Source organism: Streptomyces sp. NPDC002640, from assembly GCF_053592575.1.
This window is the reverse complement of the sequence record NZ_JBSFVZ010000002.1, coordinates 430,784-455,006: the sequence shown is the minus strand read 5'-3', so window position 1 is coordinate 455,006 and position 24,223 is coordinate 430,784. Positions and strand designations below refer to the sequence as shown.

21 protein-coding genes are annotated in these 24,223 nt (G+C 72.9%); 18 read left to right on the top strand and 3 right to left on the bottom strand.

What is annotated here, in order from left to right; all coding sequences use genetic code 11:
- Positions 1 to 244 precede the first annotated feature (244 nt).
- The 8 genes from hemL (at position 245) to ACWD3O_RS04675 (ending at position 8,648) form a co-directional block, all read left to right on the top strand.
- Positions 245 to 1,561, top strand: coding sequence for a glutamate-1-semialdehyde 2,1-aminomutase (hemL, locus tag ACWD3O_RS04710; RefSeq protein ID WP_451410657.1), 1,317 nt, complete (start codon positions 245 to 247; stop codon positions 1,559 to 1,561).
- On the top strand, positions 1,558 to 2,253 hold the full coding sequence (locus ACWD3O_RS04705) for a histidine phosphatase family protein (protein ID WP_451410656.1): 696 nt from the start codon (positions 1,558 to 1,560) through the stop codon (positions 2,251 to 2,253). Before hemL ends, ACWD3O_RS04705 begins: the two co-directional genes overlap by 4 nt.
- A 103-nt stretch (positions 2,254 to 2,356) precedes the next feature.
- Complete coding sequence (locus tag ACWD3O_RS04700; RefSeq protein WP_451410655.1) at positions 2,357 to 2,977, top strand: TlpA family protein disulfide reductase; 621 nt, start codon at positions 2,357 to 2,359, stop codon at positions 2,975 to 2,977.
- 37 nt (positions 2,978 to 3,014) lie between these two features.
- A complete protein-coding gene (locus ACWD3O_RS04695) occupies positions 3,015 to 3,737 on the top strand; it encodes a cytochrome c biogenesis CcdA family protein (protein WP_451410672.1) in 723 nt (240 codons plus the stop codon).
- Positions 3,738 to 3,740: 3 nt separating this feature from the next.
- Positions 3,741 to 5,549 (top strand): cytochrome c biogenesis protein ResB, encoded by a 1,809-nt coding sequence (gene resB / locus ACWD3O_RS04690; protein ID WP_451414820.1) that lies wholly within the window; start codon positions 3,741 to 3,743, stop codon positions 5,547 to 5,549.
- Positions 5,550 to 5,614: 65 nt separating this feature from the next.
- Positions 5,615 to 6,646 carry a c-type cytochrome biogenesis protein CcsB gene (gene ccsB, locus ACWD3O_RS04685; RefSeq protein WP_451410671.1) on the top strand — a complete coding sequence of 344 codons (1,032 nt, stop codon included), beginning with the start codon at positions 5,615 to 5,617 and terminating at the stop codon, positions 6,644 to 6,646.
- Positions 6,647 to 6,764: 118 nt separating this feature from the next.
- Positions 6,765 to 7,544 (top strand): CDP-alcohol phosphatidyltransferase family protein, encoded by a 780-nt coding sequence (locus tag ACWD3O_RS04680; protein ID WP_451410670.1) that lies wholly within the window; start codon positions 6,765 to 6,767, stop codon positions 7,542 to 7,544.
- Between the two features lie 138 nt (positions 7,545 to 7,682).
- On the top strand, positions 7,683 to 8,648 hold the full coding sequence (locus ACWD3O_RS04675) for a DMT family transporter (RefSeq protein WP_451414819.1): 966 nt from the start codon (positions 7,683 to 7,685) through the stop codon (positions 8,646 to 8,648).
- Here the strand turns inward: ACWD3O_RS04675 and ACWD3O_RS04670 are convergent.
- Together ACWD3O_RS04670 and ACWD3O_RS04665 are read right to left on the bottom strand one after the other, a co-directional pair.
- Positions 8,533 to 9,444 (bottom strand): LysR family transcriptional regulator, encoded by a 912-nt coding sequence (locus ACWD3O_RS04670; protein WP_451414818.1) that lies wholly within the window; start codon positions 9,442 to 9,444, stop codon positions 8,533 to 8,535. The two genes, ACWD3O_RS04675 and ACWD3O_RS04670, sit on opposite strands and share 116 nt — an antisense overlap.
- An 87-nt stretch (positions 9,445 to 9,531) precedes the next feature.
- On the bottom strand, positions 9,532 to 9,912 hold the full coding sequence (locus ACWD3O_RS04665; RefSeq protein WP_451414817.1) for a PLD nuclease N-terminal domain-containing protein: 381 nt from the start codon (positions 9,910 to 9,912) through the stop codon (positions 9,532 to 9,534).
- Between the two features lie 136 nt (positions 9,913 to 10,048).
- Here ACWD3O_RS04665 and ACWD3O_RS04660 point away from each other — a divergent pair, with 136 nt between their 5' ends.
- Together ACWD3O_RS04660 and mqnP are read left to right on the top strand one after the other, a co-directional pair.
- On the top strand, positions 10,049 to 11,512 hold the full coding sequence (locus ACWD3O_RS04660; protein WP_451414816.1) for a menaquinone biosynthesis decarboxylase: 1,464 nt from the start codon (positions 10,049 to 10,051) through the stop codon (positions 11,510 to 11,512).
- A complete protein-coding gene (gene mqnP, locus ACWD3O_RS04655; protein ID WP_451410649.1) occupies positions 11,496 to 12,425 on the top strand; it encodes a menaquinone biosynthesis prenyltransferase MqnP in 930 nt (309 codons plus the stop codon). Before ACWD3O_RS04660 ends, mqnP begins: the two co-directional genes overlap by 17 nt.
- Before the next feature lie 397 nt (positions 12,426 to 12,822).
- Here mqnP and ACWD3O_RS04650 read toward each other — a convergent pair whose 3' ends face one another.
- Positions 12,823 to 13,440 carry a rhomboid family intramembrane serine protease gene (locus ACWD3O_RS04650; protein ID WP_451410648.1) on the bottom strand — a complete coding sequence of 206 codons (618 nt, stop codon included), beginning with the start codon at positions 13,438 to 13,440 and terminating at the stop codon, positions 12,823 to 12,825.
- Between the two features lie 128 nt (positions 13,441 to 13,568).
- Here ACWD3O_RS04650 and ACWD3O_RS04645 point away from each other — a divergent pair, with 128 nt between their 5' ends.
- From ACWD3O_RS04645 to ACWD3O_RS04610, 8 genes are all read left to right on the top strand, one after another.
- Entirely contained in the window at positions 13,569 to 17,081 is a 3,513-nt protein-coding gene (locus tag ACWD3O_RS04645; RefSeq protein ID WP_451414815.1) for a hypothetical protein, read from the top strand.
- Between the two features lie 67 nt (positions 17,082 to 17,148).
- On the top strand, positions 17,149 to 17,826 hold the full coding sequence (locus tag ACWD3O_RS04640) for a UbiX family flavin prenyltransferase (RefSeq protein ID WP_451414814.1): 678 nt from the start codon (positions 17,149 to 17,151) through the stop codon (positions 17,824 to 17,826).
- A 166-nt stretch (positions 17,827 to 17,992) separates the two neighbouring features.
- Complete coding sequence (locus tag ACWD3O_RS04635) at positions 17,993 to 18,448, top strand: Lrp/AsnC family transcriptional regulator (RefSeq protein WP_356137216.1); 456 nt, start codon at positions 17,993 to 17,995, stop codon at positions 18,446 to 18,448.
- A 72-nt stretch (positions 18,449 to 18,520) separates the two neighbouring features.
- Positions 18,521 to 19,045, top strand: coding sequence for an N-acetyltransferase family protein (locus ACWD3O_RS04630; protein WP_451410645.1), 525 nt, complete (start codon positions 18,521 to 18,523; stop codon positions 19,043 to 19,045).
- A 143-nt stretch (positions 19,046 to 19,188) separates the two neighbouring features.
- Positions 19,189 to 19,449: a DUF4229 domain-containing protein gene (locus ACWD3O_RS04625; protein ID WP_451410644.1), complete on the top strand. Its 261-nt coding sequence runs from the start codon at positions 19,189 to 19,191 to the stop codon at positions 19,447 to 19,449.
- A 354-nt stretch (positions 19,450 to 19,803) separates the two neighbouring features.
- Positions 19,804 to 21,144, top strand: a complete 1,341-nt coding sequence (locus tag ACWD3O_RS04620) for a dicarboxylate/amino acid:cation symporter (protein WP_451410643.1) — start codon at positions 19,804 to 19,806, stop codon at positions 21,142 to 21,144.
- Between the two features lie 233 nt (positions 21,145 to 21,377).
- Complete coding sequence (locus tag ACWD3O_RS04615; protein ID WP_451410642.1) at positions 21,378 to 22,013, top strand: TetR/AcrR family transcriptional regulator; 636 nt, start codon at positions 21,378 to 21,380, stop codon at positions 22,011 to 22,013.
- An 18-nt stretch (positions 22,014 to 22,031) separates the two neighbouring features.
- On the top strand, positions 22,032 to 24,209 hold the full coding sequence (locus ACWD3O_RS04610) for an MMPL family transporter (protein WP_451410641.1): 2,178 nt from the start codon (positions 22,032 to 22,034) through the stop codon (positions 24,207 to 24,209).
- The last annotated feature ends 14 nt before the right edge of the window (positions 24,210 to 24,223 follow it).

Genomic DNA, 24,223 nt, shown 5'->3' with positions numbered 1-24,223 from the left:
CCCCGCGGCCGTCCCACGAAACGTACACAGGAGAAGACCCGGTGGGAGGAACGCGCACGGGGTTCACGTCACAGTCTCGCAGATGGGCGGAGGACACGCTCCGTTATCTCCGGACGCGATCGGCGCGCTCGCGGGGGCCGGCTCACCGGCCCACCCCCGTGCCCCGGGGTCGGGTCACGACGGCTGGCCTACCCTGAGGGAGTCCCCCGTAACCGCAGTCGGAGATCCGGAGAAGCCGCAGGCCATGACCGTTCCGTCCTACCCCTACGAAGCCCCTGCCTCGCAGGCGCTGTTCGACCGAGCGGCAGCCGTGACGCCCGGAGGTGTGAACTCGCCGGTGCGCGCCTTCCGCGCCGTGGGCGGCACGCCCCGCTTCATGGTCTCCGGCAGCGGCCCCTACCTCACCGACGCCGACGGCCGCGAGTACGTGGACCTCGTCTGCTCGTGGGGCCCGATGATCCTGGGCCACTCCCACCCCGAGGTGATCGCCGCCGTCCAGGAGGCCGTGTCCCGCGGCACCTCGTTCGGTACGCCCGGCGAGGGTGAGGTCGCGCTGGCCGAGGAGATGGTGGCGCGCATCGCCCCGCTGGAGCAGGTCCGCCTGGTCTCCAGCGGCACCGAGGCCACCATGTCCGCGATCCGCCTGGCCCGCGGGTTCACCCGCCGCTCCAAGGTCGTGAAGTTCGCCGGCTGCTACCACGGCCACGTCGACTCGCTGCTGGCCGCGGCCGGTTCGGGCCTCGCCACCTTCGCGCTGCCGGACACCCCCGGTGTCACCGGCGCGCAGGCCGGCGACACCATCGTGCTGCCCTACAACGACCTCGACGCCGTGCGCGCCGCCTTCGCGGCGCACCCGGGCGAGATCGCCTGTGTGATCACCGAGGCCTCGCCCGGCAACATGGGCGTGGTCCCGCCGCTGCCCGGCTTCAACCAGGGCCTGAAGGACCTGTGCGCCGAGAACGGCGCGCTGTACGTCTCCGACGAGGTGATGACCGGTTTCCGCACCTCGAAGGCCGGCTGGTTCGGCGTCGACGGCGTGGTCCCGGACCTGATGACCTTCGGCAAGGTGATGGGCGGCGGCTTCCCCGCCGCGGCGTTCGGCGGCCGCGCCGACGTGATGGCGCACCTCGCCCCGGCCGGCCCGGTCTACCAGGCGGGCACCCTCTCCGGTAACCCCGTCGCGACCGCCGCGGGCCTGGCCCAGCTGCGGCTCCTCGACGACGCCGCCTACGAGAAGCTGAACGCCACCTCGGAGCGCCTGAGGGCGATGGTCACCGAGGCCCTGACCAAGGAGGGCGTCGCGCACACCGTGCAGAGCGCCTCCAACATGTTCTCGGTGTTCTTCACCGACCGGCCGGTGCGCGACTACGAGGACGCCAAGGCCGCCGAGGCGTTCCGCTTCACCGCCTTCTTCCACTCGATGCTGGCGAGCGGCGTCTACCTGCCGCCGTCCGCCTTCGAGAGCTGGTTCCTGTCCACGGCCCACGACGACGCCGCCCTCGAGCGGGTCGCCGCCGCGCTGCCCGCCGCCGCCCGCGCCGCCGCGAAGGCCACGGCATGAGCGCGTCCACCGGCTCCGCCAAGGACGTCACCGTCGTCCACCTGATGCGCCACGGCGAGGTGGAGAACCCCACCGGGCTGCTCTACGGCCGGCTGCCCGGCTACCACCTGTCCGAGCTCGGCCGGAAGATGGCCGACCGGGTCGCCGAGCACCTGGCGCACCGTGACATCACCTACGTCTGCGCCTCCCCGCTGGAGCGGGCGCAGGAGACGGCCGCGCCCGTCGCCAAGACGCACGGGCTGGAGCTGGACACCGACGAGCGGCTGATCGAGGCGGAGAACGTCTTCCAGGGCAAGACCTTCGGGGTCGGCGACGGCGCGCTGAAGCGGCCGGGCAACTGGAAGCACCTGTTCAACCCGTTCAAGCCGTCCTGGGGCGAGCCCTACGCCGCGCAGGTCGCGCGCATGCGGGCGGCGCTGGACGCCGCCGCCGCGGCCGCCCGCGGCCACGAGGCGGTCCTGGTCAGCCACCAGCTGCCGATCTGGATCGTGCGGTCCGCGATCGAGGGCCGCCGGCTGTGGCACGACCCGCGGCGCCGGGAGTGCACCCTGGCCTCGCTGACCTCCTTCACCTACGAGGACGACCGGATCGTGGCCGTCGGCTACAGCGAGCCGGCCCGCGATCTGGTGCCCGCCCACCTGCTGGCCGGCGCCAAGCCGGTGAAGGGCGGCCAGAAGGCGTTCGGCGCCTGAGACCGACCGGCGGAGCAAGCCCGCGAACCCCCGCTGAAGTGGGGGTTCGCGGGGCCGAGGGGGGTCCCCAAGATCCCCGGAACGGACATGCGAAACTTTTCACATGACTGGCCACAAGCGTCGTGAGCACCGCCGCCACCGCCGCACCGGGCTCGCCGCAGCCACCGCTGCCGCCGCGCTGCTGCTGTCGGCGTGCGGCTCGGACAGTGACGGCGGCGGCCCCGCCTCGGGCAGCGGCACCAACTTCGTCACCAGTGAGAGCGGCATCGCCACCGTCGCCAAGGGCGAGCGCGGGCCCGCTCCCCGGCTGCAGGGCAAGACGCTGGACGGCGGACAGCTCGACACGGCCGACTACAAGGGCAAGGTGCTCGTCCTCAACGTGTGGGGCTCCTGGTGCGCCCCGTGCCGCGCCGAGGCCAAGCACTTCGTGAAGGTCTCCGAGGAGACCAAGGACCAGGGCGTCCAGTTCGTGGGCATCAACACCCGCGACGCCGCCGTCCAGCCCGCCCTCGCCTTCGAGAAGGAGGAGGGGGTCACGTATCCGAGCCTGTACGACCCGACGGGCCGGCTGCTGCTCCGCTTCGACAAGGGCACGCTCAACCCGCAGGCCGTCCCCACCACGCTGATCATCGACCGGGACGGCCGGGTCGCGGCGCGTGGTCTCGGGGCGCAGAGCGAGGAGAAGCTGCGCGAGATGCTCGACCCGGTGCTGGCGGAGAAGTGACGTGACGCTCCTCGCCCTGGACGTGACCGGCACCGTGATGAGCGGGGCCCTGCTGCTGGCCCTGCCGATCGCGGTGCTCGGCGGACTCGTCTCCTTCTTCTCGCCGTGCGTGCTGCCGCTGGTGCCCGGCTACCTCTCCTACGTCACCGGCGTCACCGGCACCGACCTGGCGGAGGCCCGGCGCGGTCGGATGGCGGCCGGCGCCTCGCTCTTCGTCCTCGGCTTCACCGTCGTCTTCGTCTCCACGGGCGCGCTGTTCGGCTACTTCGGGCAGACGCTGCAGGAGTACAGCGGCGTGCTGTCCAAGGTGCTCGGCGTGCTGATGATCGCGCTGGGCGTCTTCTTCATGGGGCTGATGCCCTGGCTGACCCAGCGCGAGTTCCGCTTCCACCGCAAGCCCGCCGCCGGCCTCGCGGGCGCGCCGCTGCTCGGCGCGCTCTTCGGCATCGGCTGGACGCCCTGCATCGGGCCCACGCTGACGTCCGTGCTGGCGCTCTCCAGCGACCAGGCCAGCGCCGGGCGCGGGGCGATCCTGACCGTGGCCTACTGCGTCGGTCTGGGCCTGCCGTTCGTGCTGGCCGCCGTCGCCTTCCGCAAGGCGCTGGGCGCCTTCGGCTGGGTCAAGCGGCACTACGTCTGGGTGCTCCGCGTCGGCGGCACCATGATGATCGTGACCGGTGTGCTCCTGCTCACCGGTGTCTGGGACCTGCTCGTGCAGCACATGCAGGGCTGGGCCAACGGCTTCACACCGGGGATCTGATCCATGAGCGACACCACGACCACCGAACCGGCCGGCGAGGCGGGCGACACCGAGTCGCAGACCCGGCTGTCCACCGCGCCGGTGGAGGACGCCGCGTCGACCGCGATGCCGGGCTCCTTCGGCGGCCGCCGCGCCCCCGGACCGTGGGGGTGGATCACCTGGACCGGCCGGGAGGTCACCGGCTGGGTCCGCTGGTTCTGGCGCCAGCTCACCTCCATGCGGACGGCGCTGCTGCTGCTCCTGCTGCTCTCGCTGGCCGCCGTGCCCGGCTCGCTGATCCCGCAGAACGGCGTCGACCCGATGAAGGTCGAGCAGTTCCGCGAGGAGCACACCACGCTGTCGCCGGTCTACGACGCGCTGGGCATGTTCGACGTGTACAGCTCGGTGTGGTTCTCCGCGGTGTACATCCTGCTGTTCGTCTCGCTGATCGGCTGCATCGTCCCGCGCACCTGGCAGTTCGTGGGCCAGCTCCGCGGACGGCCGCCGGGCGCGCCGCGGCGGCTGGACCGGATGCCGGCGTACACCACCTGGCGCACCGACGAGGCGCCCGAGAAGGTGCGCCAGGCGGCCTTCGGCGTGCTCAAGGGCCGCCGGTTCCGCGTCGAGGCGGTGGGTGACGCGGTGGCCGCGGAGAAGGGCTACCTGCGCGAACTCGGCAACCTCGCCTTCCACCTGGCGCTGATCGTGATGCTGATCGCCTTCGGCTGGGGCGAGCTGTTCAAGTCCGAGGGCAACAAGCTGATCGTCGAGGGCGACGGCTTCGCCAACACGCCCGTGCAGTACGACGACCTCCGCTACGGGAGCCTCTTCTCCTACGACGACCTGGAGCCGTTCAGCTTCGACCTGGACGACTTCCGCGCCACCTACGCCACCTCCGGCCCCAACCGCGGCACCCCGCGGACGTACGAGGCCGAGCTCACCTACCGCGAGGGCGTCGACGGGGCCGAGAAGAAGAAGGTCGTCGAGGTCAACAAGCCGCTGGAGATCGGCGGCTCCAAGGTGTACCTGACCAGCCACGGCTACGCGCCGGTGGTGACGGTGCGGGACGGCAAGGGCGAGGTCGTCTACTCCCAGCCGGTGCCGATGCTGCCGATCGACCAGAACATCACCTCGCAGGGCGCGGTGAAGGTGCTGGACGGCTACCGCAACCCGAAGGGCGAGGAGGAGCAGCTCGGCTTCTCCACGGTCTTCGTGCCGACCTTCGCCGGTCAGGGCAAGGGGACGATGTTCTCCCAGTTCCCGGCGCTGGAGTACCCGGTCCTCGCGGTCGCCGGCTTCCACGGCAGCCTGGGCGTGGACTCGGGCATCCCGCAGAACGTGTACCAGCTCGACGACCGGAAGCTGAAGCAGTTCAAGGACGAGAACGGCGACATCGTCCGGAAGATGCTGCTGCCCGGCGAGACCATGGAGCTGCCCGGCGGCGCCGGCTCGATCACCTTCGAGAAGGAGATCAAGGAGTGGGCGAACTTCCAGGTGGTGCAGCAGCCCGCCGGCGGCTGGGCGCTGGGCGGCGCCGTCGTCGCCATCGCCGGTCTCTCCGGGTCCCTGTTCATCCAGCGCCGCCGCGTGTGGGTGCGCGCCGTCCCCGCCGGCGGGGGCGGGACCGTCGTCGAGATGGCCGGGCTGGGCCGCAGCGAGTCGGCGCGGCTGCCGCAGGAGCTCGGCGAGCTGGTCGGCCTGGTGCACGACCGGGCGCCCACCGCCCCGTCCGCCGCCGACTCCGACCCCGTCTCCGGGGCCGCCGCCGACTCCGACTCCGACTCCGACTCCGAAGAATCCCCCGTACCTTCCCCTGAAGGGGCTGACAAGTGACGACGCTCGCCGCCAGTACCAACGAGAGTCTCGCGGAGATCAGCAATCTGCTGATCTACTCCGCGATGGCCGTGTACACCCTGGCCTTCTTCGCCTACATCTTCGAGTGGATCTTCGGCAGCCGCAGCAAGGTGGCCCGCACGGCCGCCGCGCTGACGGCGGGCGACCAGGCCGCCCCGGCCGCCCCGTCCGCTCCCGCGGTGACGGTGAAGAAGGCCGGCGGCACGGCCGTGATGGAGCGGCCCGAGGTCGTCGTCCGCTCTTCGGCCTCCTCGCGCGCCGACGTCCCGGACGGCCCCGGCGCCCACGGCGGTGACGAGAAGGGCGACCTCTACGGCCGGATCGCGGTCTCGCTGACCGTCCTCGGCTTCCTGCTCGCCTTCGGCGGCGTGCTCACCCGCGCGCTGTCGGTGCAGCGGGCGCCGTGGGGCAACATGTACGAGTTCAACATCACCTTCACCACGGTGGCCGTCGGCGTCTACCTGGCCCTGCTGGCCTTCCGCAAGAACGTGCGCTGGATGGGCCTGCCGCTGATCACGGTGGTCCTGCTGGACCTCGGCCTCGCGGTCACCGTGCTGTACACCGAGAGCGACCAGCTCGTCCCGGCGCTCCACTCGTACTGGCTGTACATCCACGTCTCCACCGCCATCCTCTGCGGCGCGGTGTTCTACGTGGCGGCGGTCTCCACGATCCTCTACCTGTTCCGCGACTCCTACGAGAACAAGCTGGCCGCCGGCGGCAAGCCGGGCCGGTTCGCCACCTCGGTCCTGGAGCGGCTGCCCGCCGCCGCCTCGCTGGACAAGTTCGCCTACCGGGTCAACGCCGCGGTCTTCCCGCTGTGGACGTTCACGATCATCGCGGGCGCCATCTGGGCGGGCGACGCCTGGGGCCGCTACTGGGGCTGGGACCCCAAGGAGACCTGGTCGTTCATCACTTGGATCGCCTACGCCTGCTACCTGCACGCCCGGGCCACCGCCGGCTGGAAGGGCCGCAAGGCCGCCTACCTGGCGCTGATCGCCTTCGGCTGCTGGCTGTTCAACTACTACGGCGTCAACATCTTCGTCTCCGGCAAGCACTCCTACGCCGGCGTCGAGTGACGCGGCCCCCCGGAACGCCTGGAGCCGCCCCCGCCGAGGGGGCGGCTCCGTGCTGTCCGGGGGCCTCCTCTACCCTGGCCGTCTCTCAGCCCGTCGGTGGAAGGAACAAGTGAAGATGGTGGCTGCTGCCCCGGTCCTGGAGGAGCTGCGGGAGGTCTGCCAGCCGCAGGCCAAGCTGGCCAGCCGCAACGGCGAGCACTGGGCCGGCCGGCTGTACATGCGGCGGATCTCCCTGCGGGTGACGCGCCAGCTGGTGCGGACGCCGGTCACCCCGGACGCGCTGACCTGGACGATGGTCGTGTGCGGTGTCGCCGCCGGCGCGGCCCTGCTGATCCCCGGACTCACCGGCGCGGTGCTGGCCGCCGTGCTCTTCCAGCTGTTCCTGCTCTTCGACTGCGTCGACGGCGAGGTCGCGCGCTGGAAGGGCCAGAACAGCGCGGCCGGCATCTACGTCGACCGCCTCGGCGCGTACCTGGCCGACGCCGCGCTGCTGGCCGGCGCCGGCTTCCGGGCCGCCGGCTGGGGCGAGGGCGGCGGCTTCGACGGCTGGGTCGCGCTGGGCCTGTTCACCGCGATGGGCGTCGTCCTGCTGAAGGCCTCCACCGACCTGGTGGACGTCGCCCGCGCCCGCCGCGGACTCACCGTGGCCGACGACGAGTCGACCCGGCCGCGCTCCGAGGGCGTCGCCACGCTCCGCAAGGTGGCCGCCGCGTTCAAGATCCACCGGCTGACCAACGGCATCGAGGCCTCGCTGGTCCTCCTGGCCACCGCCGTCGTGGACGCCGCCCTCGGCTCCCTGGACGCCACGCGGATCGCGCTGGTGGTGCTGGCCGCGGTGACCTGGGTGATGGTCCCGGCGCACCTCTTCTCGATCCTGTCCTCCTCCCGCCTGCGGTAACTCCCGCCTGCGGCAGCTCCTGTGGGGTGACGGAAACCCGCTCCCACCTGGGGTCATCGGCTCGGCCGATGGCCCCATCGGCATCCCGGCGGGGTGCGCCGTGGCCCTGCGTGACGCCCGGGCCGTAGCTTCGTCGGCATGACAACAGAGACGAAGGGGATCGCCCAGCTCACCGCCGCCATGGTGCTGTCCGGGACGATCGGCGTGTTCGTGGTCGAGTCGGGGGCCTCCTCGCTCAACGTGGTGTTCTTCCGGGTGCTGTTCGGCGCGCTGGCGCTCGGCGTCTACGTCGCGGCCCGCGGTTGGACGCGGGGACACGGGTTCACCCGGCGGAGCCTGGCCCTGACCGTGCTGGCGGGGCTGTTCATCGTCGGGAACTGGATCCTGCTCTTCGAGGCGTACGGCAACACCTCGATCTCGGTGGCCTCGGTCGTGTACCACATGCAGCCGTTCTTCGTGGTGGTGTTCGGCGCCCTGCTCTTCCGGGAGCGGCTGACCGCCGCGACCCTCGGCTGGGTGGGCGTGGCCTTCGTCGGCCTGGTCCTGGTCTCGGGGGTGCGGCCGTCCGACCTGGCCGGGGGCGGCGGCGAGTACCTGCTGGGCATCGGCCAGGCGCTGGGCGCGGCCGTGCTGTACGGACTGGCCACGCTGGTGGTCAAGCGGGTGAACGGGGTGCGCCCGCACCTGATCGCGCTGGTGCATGTCCTCGTGGGCATCCCGCTGCTGCTGCCCTTCGCCGACCTGGGCGCGATGAGCGGCGCGGGGGCCGGCTCCTGGGGCTGGCTGGTGGCGCTGGGGGTCTTCCATACCGGCGTGATGTACGTGCTGATGTACGCCGCCTACGCCAAGCTCTCCACGCAGAAGATCGCGGTGCTGGCCTTCGTCTACCCGGCGGTGGCGATGCTGACGGACTGGGTGGTCTACGGGCACCACATGGGCCCGCTGCAGGCCCTGGGGCTGCCGCTGATCGTCTGGGCGAGCCTGCGGGTCACCCTTCGGAAGCCCGCTGCTCCCGCAGTAGTTGCCGGGTCCGCTCCACGAACAGACGCGCCGCCGGCGTCAGTTGCTTCCCGGAGCGCCACGCCAGTTGCGAGTGGAGAGTGAACGGAGGTCGCCAGTCGAGGCGTTGAAGCGTCCCGGCGGCCAGCAGGTCGGCGACCGTGACCTCGGGGAGCAGCGCGATCCCCAGGGCGGTCGCCGCGGCGCGCCGGGTCGCCTCCACGGTGCCGAACTCCCGGAACGAGACCGGCCGCGGGGCGGCGGCGTTCAGCTCGGCCTCGAAGAGGTCGCGGAACGCGCAGCCGGACTCCACCGCCAGCAGCCTCTCCCCGCGCAGTTCTTCGGTGGCGAGCGGCCGTCCGGCCAGCGGGTGGCCGGGCGCGGCGACCAGGACGAGCGGCTCGGTCAGCAGCACCACCGACTCCAGCCCGGCGTGCTCGGTCCGGGCCTCCATCAGGAAGCCGAGGTCGTAGGCGCCGCGGCGCAGCGCGTCCAGGGTCTCGTCGCCGCCGGTGGTGCGCAGCGAGAGCCGGATGCCGGGGTAGCGGTGGTGGAACAGCTCGAAGAGCGGCGGCAGCCGGTAGGACGTCAGGGACTCGATGGTGCCGACGGTGAGCTGACCCGAGGGTTCGCCGGGGGCGACGGCGGCGGCGCGGGCCTCGTCGGCGAGGTCCAGCAGGCGGCGGGCGTAGGGCAGCAGCCGCTCCCCGGCCTCGGTGAGCCGGATGCGGCTGCCGAGGCGGTCGAAGAGCTCGACGCCGAGGTCCTGTTCCAGGGCGCGGACCTGCGCGGTCACCGTGGACTGCGCGTACGACAGGTCGGCGGCGGCCCGGGTGAAGCTGAGGCGGGTCGCGACCTTCTCGAAGGTCGCGAGGAGCCGCAGTTCGAGCGTCCCGGACACCGGCGTCGCTCCTCCTCGGTCTCTGGCACGCGCTCGGGGGCGGGAGTTGTGGCGAGGGGCGGTGCGGTTCCGCCGGGCGCCGGGGGATCAGGCCTCGGGGGTGTCCTCGTCGCGCTTGCCGTCGCGCGGGTCACCGTCCGACGGGTCCTGCGGCTCCTCCCGCTTCTTGCGCGACTCGTCCCCCAGCGACTTCAGGAAGTCCGGGTTGTCGTCCGGCGCGACGAACCGCCGGCGCCGGCCGCCCCCCATCCCCGGCGAACGCCCTTCGGCGCCGCCCGCCCCGTGGCGGACCTTGCCCGCGACCAGCCACGCGACCGGCCCGATCAGCGCCGTGCCCAGCAGCAGGATCACCAGGGCCCACACCGGCTTGGGCAGTACCCGGACGTCTTCCTCCGGGGTGTTCAGACAGTCGATGAACGCGTAGATGGTCAGGGCCAGCACCAGCAGCAGCGGCAGGATCCTCAGCATGACGGGCGTTCCCCCAGGCAACGACGGCGGGACGGCGGAGGCCGACCCGTGACGTCACCCAGGGTAGCGGCTGGGCGGGTGCTTCGTCCGAGGGGCGGACGCGGAGCCCGGGGGGCCCTCGGCGATACTGGGGGGCATGGCTTACGACGATCTTCGCTCCTTCCTGCGGGCCCTGGAGCGCGACGGAGACCTGAAGCGGGTGACGGCCGAGGTCGACCCCCATCTGGAGATCGGTGAGATCGTCGACCGGGTCCAGAAGGCGGGCGGACCGGCGCTGCTCTTCGAGAACGTGCGCGGTTCCGCGATGCCCCTCGCGATGAACGTGTTCGGCACCGACCGCCGCCTGCTGAAGGCGCTCGGCCTGAAGTCGTACGAGGAGATCGGCGAGACCATCGGCGGCCTGCTCAAGCCGGAGCTGCCGCACGGTTTCGTGGGTGTCCGCGAGGCGTTCGGGAAGCTGGGCACCATGACGCACGTGCCGCCGAAGAAGGTGAAGGACGGCCCCGTGCAGGAGGTCGTGCTCACCGGCGACGACGTGGACCTCGAGCAGCTTCCGGCGCTGTTCACCTGGCCCCAGGACGGCGGCGCGTTCTTCAACCTGGGCCTGACCCACACCAAGGACCCGGAGACCGGGGTCCGCAACCTCGGGCTCTACCGCCTCCAGCGCCACGACAAGCGCACCATCGGCATGCACTGGCAGATCCACAAGGACAGCCGCAACCACTACCAGGTGGCCGCCCGCCGGGGAGAGCGGCTGCCGGTCGCGATCGCCTTCGGCTGCCCGCCGTCGGTGACCTACTCGGCGACCGCGCCGCTGCCGGGCGGGATCGACGAGTACCTGTTCGCCGGGTTCGTCGCCGGACGCCGGATCGAGATGGTGGACTGCAAGACGGTGCCGCTCCAGGTCCCGGCCAACGCCGAGGTGGTGCTGGAGGGCTGGCTGGAGCCGGGGGAGATGCTGCCGGAGGGGCCGTTCGGCGACCACACCGGTTTCTACACCCCGCAGGAGCCCTTCCCGGCCCTGACCATCGACTGCGTGACCATGCGGAAGAAGCCGCTGCTGCAGTCCATCGTGGTGGGCCGGCCGCCGACCGAGGACGGTCCGCTGGGCCGTGCCACCGAACGGTTCTTCCTCCCCCTGCTGAAGATCATCGTGCCGGACATCGTGGACTACCACCTGCCCGAGGCGGGCGGCTTCCACAACTGCGCGATCATCTCGATCGACAAGAAGTACCCGAAGCACGCCCAGAAGGTCATGCACGCGATCTGGGGCGCGCACATGATGTCGCTGACCAAGCTGATCGTGGTGGTCGACTCCGACTGCGACGTCCACGACCTGCACGAGGTGGCCTGGCGGGCGCTGGGGAACACCGACTACTCCCGCGACCTCACGGTGGTGGAAGGCCCCGTCGACCACCTGGACCACGCCTCCTACCAGCAGTTCTGGGGCGGCAAGGCGGGAATCGACGCGACCGCGAAGTGGCCCGAGGAGGGGTACACCCGGGACGGCGGCTGGCCCGAGATGGTCCTGTCCGACCCGGAGACGGCGGCGAAGGTCGACCGCCGGTGGAAGGAGTACGGCCTTGACCGCCGCCGCTGAAGCCGCCGACGCCTCCGGTCCCGTACCCGCCGGGTCGCGGCCCGGCCGGGTGCGCGCGTTCCTGCGCCTGGTGATGATCGAGCACTCGGTCTTCGCGCTGCCCTTCGCCTACATCGCCTCGCTGACCGCGATGTTCACGGTGGACCGGTCCGTGCACTGGGTGGACCTGCTGCTGGTCACCGTCGCCATGGTCGCCATGCGCACCTTCGCCATGGCGGCGAACCGGATCATCGACCGGGAGATCGACGCCCGGAACCCGCGGACGGCGCAGCGGGAACTGGTCACCGGCGCGGTGTCGGTGCGGACCGCCTGGACGGGGGCGCTGGTCGCGCTCGCCGTCTTCCTGGTCACGGCGGCGCTGCTCAACCCGCTGTGCCTGGTGCTGGCGCCGCTCGCCGCGATCCCGATGGTGGTCTACCCGTACGGCAAGCGGTTCACCAACTTCCCGCAGGCCATCCTGGGCCTGGCCCAGGCGATCGGGCCGCTGGGCGGCTGGCTGGCCGTCACGGGTGAGTGGTCCTGGGAGGCCGTCGTCCTCGGCGTGGCGGTGGGCGTGTGGATCGGCGGGTTCGACCTGATCTACGCCTGCCAGGACGTCGAGACGGACCGGGAGGTCGGCGTGAAGTCCGTCCCCGCCCGCTTCGGGATTCCCGCGGCGATCTGGGGCGCCCGCGGCTGCCACGTCGTCACCACCGCGCTCTTCGCCTGGTTCGGCCTCCTCACCGGGGCGGGCCTCTTCTACTGGCTGGGCCTGCTGATCGTGGCCGGCGCGTTCGTCTACGAGCACACCATCGTCCGCCCGCACGACCTCTCCCGCCTCAACCGGGCCTTCTTCAGCGTCAACGGCTTCATCGGCATCGCCCTCTTCGTGTGCGCGCTGCTCGACCTGGTGGTACGCGGCCTCACGGTCTGACCCCCGGGGCCTTGCCCGAAGCCTGCCGCCGGGCGGCCCGGCGGGCGGGTCCGGGGTTCGGCGCCTGCCTGACCGGTCGTCTGCCCGACGGTCGGGCGTAGGCACCGCGTTGTACGGGTGAGCGCTGCTCGACCTGGCGCTGTACGGCCGCACCTCCTGACGCCCGGCGGCTGGGCGGGCCAACGCCCTGGTGTCCGCCCGACGGTCAGCCGGCGGTACCCGCCCGGTACGGGTGGGCGCTGCTCGACCTGTTGGTGTGCGGCCTCACGCGCTGACGCCCGGTGCCCGGCGGCCCGACGGCTCGGGGGTCCGATGCGCGCGCCCGGTGGTCCGTGCGTCGACGCCCGACGCGGCGCTCAGGGCAGGCGGGGCACCTTGACCGGTGCGCCCCGTGGGGTCAGGCGTCGGCGGGGCGGCGGCGGGCCAGGAGGAAGGCGGCGGCGACGCCGGCGAGCAGACCGATCAGGTGGCCCTGCCAGCTGACGCCCGTCTGGTTCGGCGACAGCCCGGCCAGCACGGAGCCGCCCCAGACCGCGGTGATCAGCACCGCGACCAGGACGCCCAGCGGCCGGCGCTCCACGAAGCCGGAGACCAGCAGGAACCCGAAGAGCCCGAAGATCACCCCGGAGACCCCCGCCGTGTTCACCCCGGCCGGGGATATCAGCCAGACGCCGACCCCGTCGGCCACCACGATCAGCGCGCACACCGCGAGGAACCGCCGCACCCCGCCCAGGGCGGCGAGGAAGCCGAGGACCAGCAGCGGGACCGTGTTGGCGGCGACGTGGGCGAACCCGAAGTGGATGAACGCCGAGGGCACCACGTCCACCAGCTCGCCGGGATCGCGCGGCATCACCCCGAAGCGGTCCAGGGAGTTCCCCAGCAGGACGTCGGTGATCTCCAGCGCCCACAGCAAGGCCACCCAGCCCAGCATCAGCTTCACGGCGAGCCGCGCCCGGCCCCCGCGCGACACCGCCGCACCGGGTCCCGCACCCGTACCGCCACCGATGGCCGCCATGGCTCCCCCGTCCCTGTCGTGGACCGCCTGCTCCCAGAACGCTTTGTGCCCCTTGTCCGGTTCCCGGATCCGCGCACCAGATCGAAATCCGTTCGCACGGCCCGACCGCGCGGGACACAATCACGCCCATGCCCAGCTCCGCCGACCGGCTGCTCGAAGCGCTGGAACCCTTGTCCTTCCCCGCCGGACTCCGCCTCACCGCGACCACCGCCCGGGACCTCGCCCGCCAGGGGGACGGCGCACTGGCCGAGCTGCTGGCCGCGCTCGACGCCCGCGGCCCCTACGAGCGGCGCCTCGCCGCGCTGGCCGCGTACGCCGGGCGGGACGTGGCGTTCCTGACCGCACGCCTCGCCGACCCCGACGCGGTGGTCGCCCGGTACGCGCACCGCGCCGCCCGTACCCTCCCGGTGCCGGACGAGGCCGTCGAGGCGGCCTATCGGGACGCCCCGGACGCGCTCCGCCACCGCCTCGCCGCCCTGATCGTCTCCGGCCACCGCACCGGGCTCGCCGAACGCCTGCTGCCGCGGCTGCGCGAGGAGTGGGGCGACCACGAGGCCGCCCGCCTGCTGCGCGCCTGCTCCGCCGCCTTCGTCGCCCGGCACCTTCCCGCCCTGGCGCACGCCGTGTGGAGCTGGCCGGCGCTGGCCCGCCGCCACCCCGACGCCGTGCTGGACCACCTCGCCGCGGAGCCGGGGCACCGGAGCGCCGTCGCGGAGCGCGAGGGCTGGTGGCGGGAGCACGCCCCCACCCTGACCGCACTCGCCGCGGCCCGGCCCGCCCGCGTGATGGAGCTGCTGGAGCGCCACGGCCCGGCGAGCATCCCGGTGGCGCTGCACCCCGTCTTCCCCGCGCTGGTCATCGCCGACGCCGACCGCCTCGCCCGGTGGCTGGTCGCCCCGGAGCGCGAGCCGGAGAGGGGAGAGGCGACCCTCCCGCCGGGCGTGCTGCGGAAGCTGGTCCGGGCCGAACGGGCGTCCCTGGTGGCCCTCGCCCGCCACTGGACGCACCGCCCCGCCAGGATCCGGTCGCTGCTGAGGGCCCTGCCGCCCGCCGCGCGGCCGGCGCTCCTCGACGAGGCATGGGGCGCGGACGGGGGCGAGCGCGGGGGATGGGCGAACCTCGACGTCCTCCTGCTGCTGCCCCGCGAGCGCCGCCACGCCGAGGTACGCCGACAGGTCGCGCTGTTCGACCCGGACGACCTCTGGTGGGACGACCTGGACACGCTCGCCCACGGCGCCTACGAGGAGGCCCGCGAGGAACTGCTCGCGGCGGTGCGCCGTCGCGAGGCGGGCGACCGGGAGCTTGCCTGGCCGCCGTTCGTGCGCGCCGCCACCCTGGACGGCGGCGAGGCCGCGGTCACCGAGCTGCTGACGGTCATGCGCAGCCGGCTCCGCAACGACCAGGACCCGGTGCGCCGCGCGGCCCTGGAGGCGCTGGCCGACGCCCGGCCCACGGTGTTCGCCGCCGTCCACGCGCCGCTGCTGCGGCGGATCGCCGCCGACGCGCTCCAGGCCCGGGACGCCTCCGCGGGCACCCGGGACGCGCTCCGGCTGCTGGCCACCCGGGTCCTCGCCGCCCACGCCACGGGCACCGCCCCCACCACCGACGCCGCCGAACCCCCGCGCGCCGCCGAACCCCCGCGCGAAGGCGACGTCCCGCGCGAAGGCGACGTCCCGCGCGACGGCGACGCCCTCCGCGGCTGGGCGCTCGCCACGCTGGACGGGCTCACCGGCCGCACCGGCGTGCCCGACTTCGGCCCCCTGCACCGCGTGCTCCGCCGCGGCCAGGAACACGAGGTGCTGGACACGCTCCGCCCCTGGCTCGACGCGGCCGCCGACCGCGCCGACTTCCGGCTGCTGCTCGGCCTCGCCGCCGCCCTCGGCCCCCGCGCCCGGCGGATGCCCGAGCTGCAGGACCGTCTGGCCACCGCCGTGGAACGCGGCGACGACGACACCGTCCGCACCGCCGCCGAGCTGTGGCTCGCCGACCCCCGCACCCGCGACGAACGGGTCGAGGCACTCCTGCGGCGGGAGCCCTCCGCCGCCGTCCTGCCACCCGTGCTCACGGTGCTGTCCCGCCGCCGCACCGACCTGCTGGACGTCCTGCTCGGCGACGAACCCCCGTACGGGCGCTTCCTGACACCGGGCGCCCGCCGCCCGCTGCCGCACCTCGCCGACGGCGGCCGCTGGCTGCCCCGCCGGCAACGGGCCGCCGCGCGCCTGGCCGAGCGGACGGCGGCGGATCCCGGGCTCCCGCTGGACGAGCGGGCCGCGGTGATCCGCGCCGCCGCGCCCCTGCCGGAGCTGGGCGCCCGGCTGGCGTTGCGGCACGTCGACGATCCGGAGGTGGTGGTCGCGGAGGCCGCACTGGCCGCGCTGCCCTGGACCGACCGCCCCGAGGACGCCCTCCCCGTGCTGCTGGAGCACGCCGGCACCGACCGTGCCCGGGTCGCCGTGTACGCCGCCGCGCGGGCCGCCCGCTTCACCGCGCCCTCGGCCCTGGGGCCGTCGCTGGGCGCGATCCTGACCGGGGAGCGTCCCGCGAAGGTGACCTCCCGCAAGGAGGCGGCCCGCCTGGCCGCCCGGTTCCTGCCGCCCGGGCAGGCGGTCGCGCTGCTGGCCGGGGCGTTCGGCGCCGAGGACAGCCAGGCCGACGTGCGGGCCGCGATCGTCCGCGTCCTCCCCGCGCTGGCCGGTACGGCGTCCGCCTGGGAGGTGCTGGCCGCCGGCGGACGCGACCCGGAGTGGGAGGTGAGGAACGAGCTGTTCGCCCTCCGCCCGTGGGACTTCGCCGAGGAGCACCGCCGCCGTTTCGCCGCCCTGCTGGGCGAGGCGTACGACACCCACCTGACGACGGGCCTGGACCTTCCGCCTTCGGCGGCCGACACCCTCGCCGCCTGGGTGCGCCACGACGCGCGGATGGCCGACCGGCTGTCGCGCACCGTGTGCGATCTCGTGGACGGCGCCCGCTCGGTCATGGGCATCTCCGCCTGGTCGTTCGCGGCCGACGCCCTGCTCGGGATCGCCGCCTCGGAGCTGCCCCACCCGCTGGGCGGAGCGGCGGAGGGCAGCGTCCTCCACACGACGGTGACCACCCTGCTCTCCCTGCTGCACACCCCCGAGGGCGGCCGCGAGGCGCTGGAGCGCAGCGACCTCCCCGCCCTGCAGCGGCTGAGGCGCCTGCTGTGGACGACGGGACGGCACGACGCCATCACGCGGACCCTCACCGAACTGTTCGCCCGGGAGCCGCTGCTGGCGTTCGAGCACGCCCAGCTCGTCGCCCGGCGGGTCGACCTCACGGCCCGGCCGGACGTCCTCCACGCCGCCCTGTCGGAGCTGGCGGACACCCTGGAATCCCTCGGCGTGCAGGCGGCCGTCACGATCGCCGGCGAGCTCGCCCGCCACCGGCCCGCGACGCCCGGGACCGCCGGGGAGGCGACCGAGGGGGTGGCCGAGGCGGTCGGACGGCTGCTGGGCGACGGCCGCACCACCACCGGCCTCCTCGCCGTCACCCTCACCACCGAGGGCGGCCTGCGGGGGCAGTGGACCGAGGAGTGGCGCGACCTGCTGCGCGCCCTGCGCCGCCACCCGGACCCGGACGTGCGGCACCTGGCCTACCGGACGCTCACCGCGCGGGAGTAGGGGCGGTGCCGGCGTACGCGGCCCCGCCCCTGCCGGACCTGTCCGGCCCCGCCGGTAGGCTCGGAGTGTGAACGCAGGGGAAAAGCGGCGGACTCCTTGGATCGTGGGGGTCTCCGGGGCATCCGGTACGCCATACGCGGCCGCGGTACTGCGCGGGCTGATCGAGGCCGGGGAGAGCGTCGACCTGGTGGTCAGCCGCGCGGCCCGGCTGACCCTGCTGGACGAGACCGGGATCGCCTTCCGCGACGCCCACTGGCAGGACGACCTGTCCGCCTGGCTGGCCAGGGGCGCCGACGGAAAGCCCGGCACCTTCGCCCCGCCGCAGGGCGACATCCGGTACTGGACCGCCGGCGACCTCGCCGCGGGCCCCTCGTCCGGCTCCTACCCGGCCCGCGGGATGCTGATCGTGCCCGCCTCCACCGCCTGCGTGGCCGGTGTGGCGCTGGGCCTCTCCAAGGACCTGCTGCAGCGCGTCGCGAGCGTGACGCTCAAGGAGCGCCGCCCGCTGGTGGTCTCCGTGCGCGAGACGCCGCTCAACGGACAGACGCTGCGGCACCTGGTCACGCTGGACGACGCCGGGGCGAGCGTCGTCCCGGCCTCCCCGGCCTTCTACGCGGGAGCCACCCACATCCAGGACCTGGTGGACTTCGTCGCCGGCCGGGTGCTCGACGCGGCGGGCGTCCCGCACACGCTCTACCGGCGGTGGAAGGGCGGCCTCGGCGAGGCGAGGTCCGCCGGGAGCTGACCGCCGCACCTCCGTCGGCGACGGGACCGGCCCCGGCCCCGTCGGGACGCCACCGGCCGCCCCACCACCCGCTCCACCACACCCCCCGTACTACCGGTCACGTCACCGGGCACACGTCTTCGATCACATTCGCGCAGGAACACCTCACCGGAAGGCAATCGATCGCATGGACGCCGTGGACAGGCAGCTCATCCAGGCTCTCAGGGAGAACGGGCGGGCCTCCTACGCGGAACTGGGACGCCTCGTCGGCCTGTCGGGGCCCAGCGTCACCGACCGCATCAACCGGCTGGAGGCCGCCGGGGTCATCACCGGCTACCGCGCCACCGTCGACGCGGCCTCGCTCGGCCTCGGCGTCACCGCGCTGATCGGCATCTCGCTCTCCGACGCCGCCGACCACGAGGACGTCGCGCAGCGGCTCAAGGAGCTGCCCGAGATCGAGGACTGCTGGTTCATCGCCGGTGACGACAGCTACATGCTGAAGGCCCGCGCGAAGGACGTCGACGGCCTGGAGCGCATCATCCGGCGGCTCTCCGGCACCCACGGGGTGTCCCGCACCCGCACCACCATCGTGCTCTCCACCAAGTGGGAGAACCGCGTCGGAGAGCTCCCCGAGGAGTCCTGACCGCGCACCTGCCCGTGTCCGCCCTGTGGAATCGTCTTGAGGAGCGCGAACGGTAATAAGTAAGGTCGCATCATGACCCTTACTTTCACGTTCGACCCGGCCGTCACCCCGGACCTTCGCGACGGCATCCTCGACCTCTGGGTGGACGTGACCAACGCCGGCGGCGCCGTCGGGTTCGTGCCCACGGTGACCCGTGACGACGTCCGCCCGGCGCTGGTCAAGCAGCTCACCCAGGTCGCGGACGGCACCGCCCGGCTCCTGGTCGGCCGGGACGCGGACGGCCGCGTGCTGGCCACCGGCTTCCTCGCCTTCAACAGCCACCGGCTGATGCGGCACTGGGTCATGGCCTACACCGTGATGGTCCACCCCGGCCACCAGGGCAAGGGGTACGGCCGCGACCTGATGGCCGCGCTCGCCGACGCCGCCCGCGGCCTGGACGGCATCGAGGCCGTCAAGCTGACCTGTCGCGGCGGGCTCGGGCTGGAGCGCTTCTACGCCTCCTGCGGCTACAAGGAGGTCGGCCGCGTCCCCGGCGCCATCCGGGTCGCGCCGGGCGACGACCGCGACGACATCACCATGTACCTGCCGCTGGCCTAGGGCTCCGGCCCTCCGCGCCTCCGGCCCTCCGCACCTCCGGTTCTCCGCCCTTCCGCCCCGCGCGCAAGATCCGTCCGCCGTCGTGTTTCACTGGACGGCAGTGCCTGTGACTCGGGCTCGTTGGACGGAAGAGTGGGTGTGAGATGCTCCGCTACACACTGATGCGCCTCGGCATCTTCGTGGGCTGCTTCGTGGTCGTCTGGGGCGGTGTCTACGCCGGTCTCCTGCCGAGCGCCGTCGGTGACGCCAACGGCATGTGGATCGTCCTGCTGGCGCTGGTGCTCTCCGCCCCGATCAGCTTCGTGGTGCTGCGCGGCGAGCGCGACCGCGCCTCGGTGCGGATCGTCGAGCGGATGGAGCGCGCCAAGCTCAACCTGGAGCGCAACCGCACCCAGGAGGACTGACCCGCTTCCGCGCACCCTCGGTGCCCCGATTCCCCAAGGGAGTCGGGGCACTTGCCATTTATCGGGTGAAAGAGCGTCCTGCCTCACAAAGAAAGGCTTTGGGGTTCCCAAAGCATTGCTGTTAACGTATTCGCATGACGTCAGCAGCCGCGCCCTCCACGCCTCAGCGCCTCGCGCTGGTGGCGCGCCTGCATGTGGACCTCTGCCGCCGCACGGCCGCGGCGTGTCCGGCTCTCACCTGAGCCCGTTCCACACGCTCGATCCCTTCCGCGGCGCTGCTGACCGATTCCGGGGCGCCGCCCTCGCACGTCTCGTCCCCCCGCGCCCCCGCGCGTTCCTCGTCGGAGTGTGTCCGTGTCCGTGTCCGAGAGCACGAAAACCCCGAGCAAGCCGAAGCGCTCGTTCCCGGTGCCCTTCTGGGCCCAGATCATCGCCGGCCTGGTCCTCGGCGTCCTGCTGGGCTGGCTGGCCCGCAGCCAGGACCTCACCTGGCTGGTCACCACGCTCGACAAGATCGGCGGAACGTTCGTCCAGCTGCTGAAGCTGGCCGTCGCACCGCTCGTCTTCTTCGCGATCCTGGTGTCCATCACCAACCTCCGGAAGGTCAACAACGCCGCCCGGCTGGCCTCCCGCACCCTGCTCTGGTTCCTGATCACCTCGCTGATAGCCGTGGTGATCGGCCTCGCCATCGGCCTGATCACCAATCCGGGCGCCGGCACCGGCCTGACCCCGAAGGACGGCGCCAAGCCGGACAGCCAGGGCAGCTGGATCGACTTCCTGACGGGCATCATCCCGACCGACGTCATCACGCCGTTCACCGAGCTGAACGTGCTCCAGATCGTCTTCATGGCCGCCGTCGCCGGCATCGCCGCGCTCGCCATCGGCGAGAAGGCGCAGCCCGTCCTCTCCCTCAGCGAGTCGGTCCTGGAGCTGCTGCAGAAGGCGCTGTGGTGGGTCATCCTGCTCGCCCCGATCGGCACGATCGGCCTCATCGGCCGCGCCATCGCCACCTACGGCTGGGACCTGATCGGCAAGTACGCGACCTTCACCGCCGACGTCTACATCGGCTGCGCGCTGGTGATGTTCGGCGTCTACCCGCTGCTGCTCGCCACCGTCGCCAAGGTCAGCCCGGTGCAGTTCTTCAAGGGCGCCTGGCCGGCCATCCAGCTGGCCTTCGTCTCGCGCTCCTCGGTCGGCACCATGCCGCTGACCGTCAAGGTCGTCGAGCGCCTGGGCGTCCCGCGTGAGTACACCTCCTTCGCGGTGCCGTTCGGCGCCACCACCAAGATGGACGGCTGCGCCGCCATCTACCCGGCGCTGGCCGCGATCTTCGTGGCGCAGATCTTCGACATCCAGCTCGGCATCCAGGAGTACCTGCTGATCGCGTTCGTCGCGGTCGTCGGCTCCGCCGCCACCGCCGGCCTCACCGGCGCCACCGTGATGCTGACCCTGACGCTGTCCACGCTGGGTCTGCCGCTGGAGGGCGTGGGCCTGCTGCTGGCCATCGACCCGATCCTGGACATGATGCGCACCGCCACCAACGTGGCCGGCCAGGCGGTCGTCCCGGTGATCGTGGCCGCGCGGGAGAACATCCTGGACCGCGACGCCTACCGCACCGCCTCCGCGTCGCCGCTCGAGGGTGACGAGCCGGAGGTCCGCGACCGGGCCCCCGAGCCGGTGCCCGCCACCGTCTGACCCGCTCAGTCACCGCTTCCCGCTCCACCACCGCTACCGCCCGGGCCGCGTCCGCCGCCCCGGCCGAGCAGCCGCAGACCCCCTCCGCCCCGTTCGGGTGGAGGGGGTCTTTCGGCATGTTCGGAGCATTCCGGTCCACTTCGGGCCTTCCCGTGCGCTTCCGTGACCGAACACACACCGCGTCGACTGTCCGAACGGTCAGATCTGACCGTTCGGACAGTTAGCGTGGGGCTATGGCACGCCCGTCCAGCGGTCTGCACGAGCGCCTGCTCGCCTCCGCCCTGCGCCTGTTCGTCTCCCGCGGCTTCCGCGGCACGTCCCTCGCGGACATCGCCGCCGACGTGGGCTGCTCCAAGGCGTCGTTGCTCTACCACTTCAGCAACAAGGAGGCCATCCTCACCGAGCTGCTGATGCCGGTGGGATGCGAGGTCTTCGCGCTGGACGACCGGCTGGCGGAACTGGACGGCGAGGAGGCCGCGCTCACCGCGGTCCACGCCTTCGTCGACATCACCCTGCGCTTCCGCCGCGAGATCAAGCTGCTCTTCGACAACCTCGCCGACGTGTCCACGCTGCCCGACCTGGGCGTGGAGACCATCGACGGGATCCGCGAGCGGCTGGTCGACGCCGTCGCCGGGCGCTCCACCGACCCCCGCGACCGCATCGCCGCGGCGATGGCCCTCGGCGGCGTCTTCGCCACCGGCGCCGGCGACCTGCCCTACGACGACCGGACCCTCCGCGAGGCGCTGCTCACCGGCGCCCTGCGGACCCTCGACCGGGACCCCGGCCGCGCCGCCCTCGACCCGGACGCCCCTCGGGACGCCGGTCGGGGCGCCGGTCACGACATCGATCCACAGCTCGGGAAGAACTAGAAGAAGGGCCCCACTCCCATGGCGACCTTGCTCTACCGGTTGGGCCGCGCGTGCTTCGGGCGCCGCGGCCTGGTGGTGGCCGTATGGCTGCTGCTGCTCGCCCTGATGGGCGGTGCGGCGGCCGCCTTCATGGGCACCACCACCAACGCGTTCCGGATGCCGGGGACCGAGTCCCAGCGTGCGATGGACGCGTTGCAGAAGCAGTTCCCGCAGGCCGCCGGCGCCACCGGCACGGTGGTGATCACCTCCGAGCGGAAGCTCACCCCGGCCGACGTCACGCCCGTCGTGAAGGACGCGGCCGCCATACCGGGCGTGGTCGCCGCGATGGACCCCTTCCAGATGCGGTCCGTCTCGCCCGACGGGCGGTACGCGCTGGTCCAGGTCCAGTTCAAGGACGAGATCGCCGACATCACCGACAAGCAGCGCGAGGCCTACGCCGAGCTGCCCGAGGAGTACGACGGCGAGGGCGGCGCGGTCCGGGTCGAGGTGGGCGGCGAACTCGCCCAGACCCCGCCGGAGATCGGCTCCACCGAGGCGATCGGCGTGGCGGTCGCCGCCGTCGTCCTGGTGGTCACCTTCGGCTCGCTGGTCGCCGCCGGCATGACGCTGCTCAACGCCCTGGTGGGCGTGGGCGTCGGCATGGCCGGTCTGTACGCCCTCACCGGCTTCGTCGAGCTCAACAGCACCAGCCCGGTGCTGGCGCTGATGCTGGGCCTGGCCGTCGGCATCGACTACTCCCTCTTCATCACCTCCCGCTACCGCCAGTTCCTGGTCGAGGGCATGGAACGGCCCGAGGCGGCCGGGCGGGCCATCGGCACGGCCGGCTCCGCGGTGGTCTTCGCCGGCGCCACGGTGGTCATCGCCCTGGCCGGCCTGTCCGTCGTCGGCATCCCGTTCCTGTCCGCCATGGGCCTGGCCGCGGCGGCCACCGTCGCGGTCGCGGTGCTGGTGGCGCTCACCCTGCTCCCGGCGGTGCTGGCCTTCGCCGGCGACAAGATCCTGCCGCGCAAGCTGCGCGGCACGGTCGCCGAGAAGGGCGAGGCGGAGGTCAAGGAGGGCTTCGGGTACACCTGGGGCCGCCTGGTGCTGAAGCTGCGCATCCCGATCCTGCTGGTCGGCATCGTCGGCCTGGGCGCGCTGACCCTGCCCGCCCGCGACATGCACCTGGCGCTCCCGGACGCCGGCACCGCCGCCGTGGAGACCACCGAGCGGCAGGCGTACGACCTCACCGCGGAGGGCTTCGGCCCCGGCTTCAACGGCCGCCTGATGGCCGTCGTCTCCGCCGACACCCCGAACGCCACCAAGGCCGCCGTCCAGGACGTCGCCGCGCTGCTCCCGGACGTCAAGGGCGTCGCCGCCGTCGCACCGCCGCAGTTCAACCAGGACGGCACGACCGCGCTGGTCGCGGTGATCCCGACCACCGGCCCGACCGACCCGGTCACCGAGGACACCGTCCACGCCATCCGCGGCAAGGTCGCCGACGTCCAGGGCGCCGACGTGGCGCTGACCGGCATGACCGCCATCGGCATCGACATCTCCGAGAAGCTGGCGGACGCCCTGCCGGTCTACCTGCTGCTGGTGGTCGGCCTCTCGGTCCTGCTGCTGATGCTGGTGTTCCGCTCGGTCCTGGTGCCGCTGAAGGCCGCCCTCGGCTTCCTGCTGACCGTCGGCGCCACCTTCGGCCTGACCACGGCGGTCTTCCAGGAGGGCCACCTCGCCGACCTGGTGGGCGTGGACACGCCGGGCCCGCTGGTCAGCTTCCTGCCGATCATCCTCATCGGCATCCTGTTCGGCCTCGCCATGGACTACGAGGTGTTCCTGGTGTCCCGGATGCGGGAGGACTTCGTCCACGGGGACACCCCGCGCCAGGCCACCGTCAGCGGCCTCGGCCACAACGCGCGGGTGGTGACGGCGGCCGCGCTGATCATGATCGCGGTGTTCGCGGGCTTCGTCTTCGCCCACGACCCGATCATCAAGTCCATCGGCTTCGCCCTCGCCGTCGGCGTGGTGATCGACGCGTTCGTCGTCCGCATGACGCTGGTGCCGGCGGTCATGTCGCTGATGGGCCGCGGCGCGTGGTGGCTGCCGAAGTGGCTGGACCGGGCGCTGCCGGACCTCGACATCGAGGGCGAGAAGCTCCGCCACGCGCTCGCGGAGCCGGCCACCGGGGACCGCGAGAAGGTCACCGTGGGCTGACGCCGCGTCGCGCA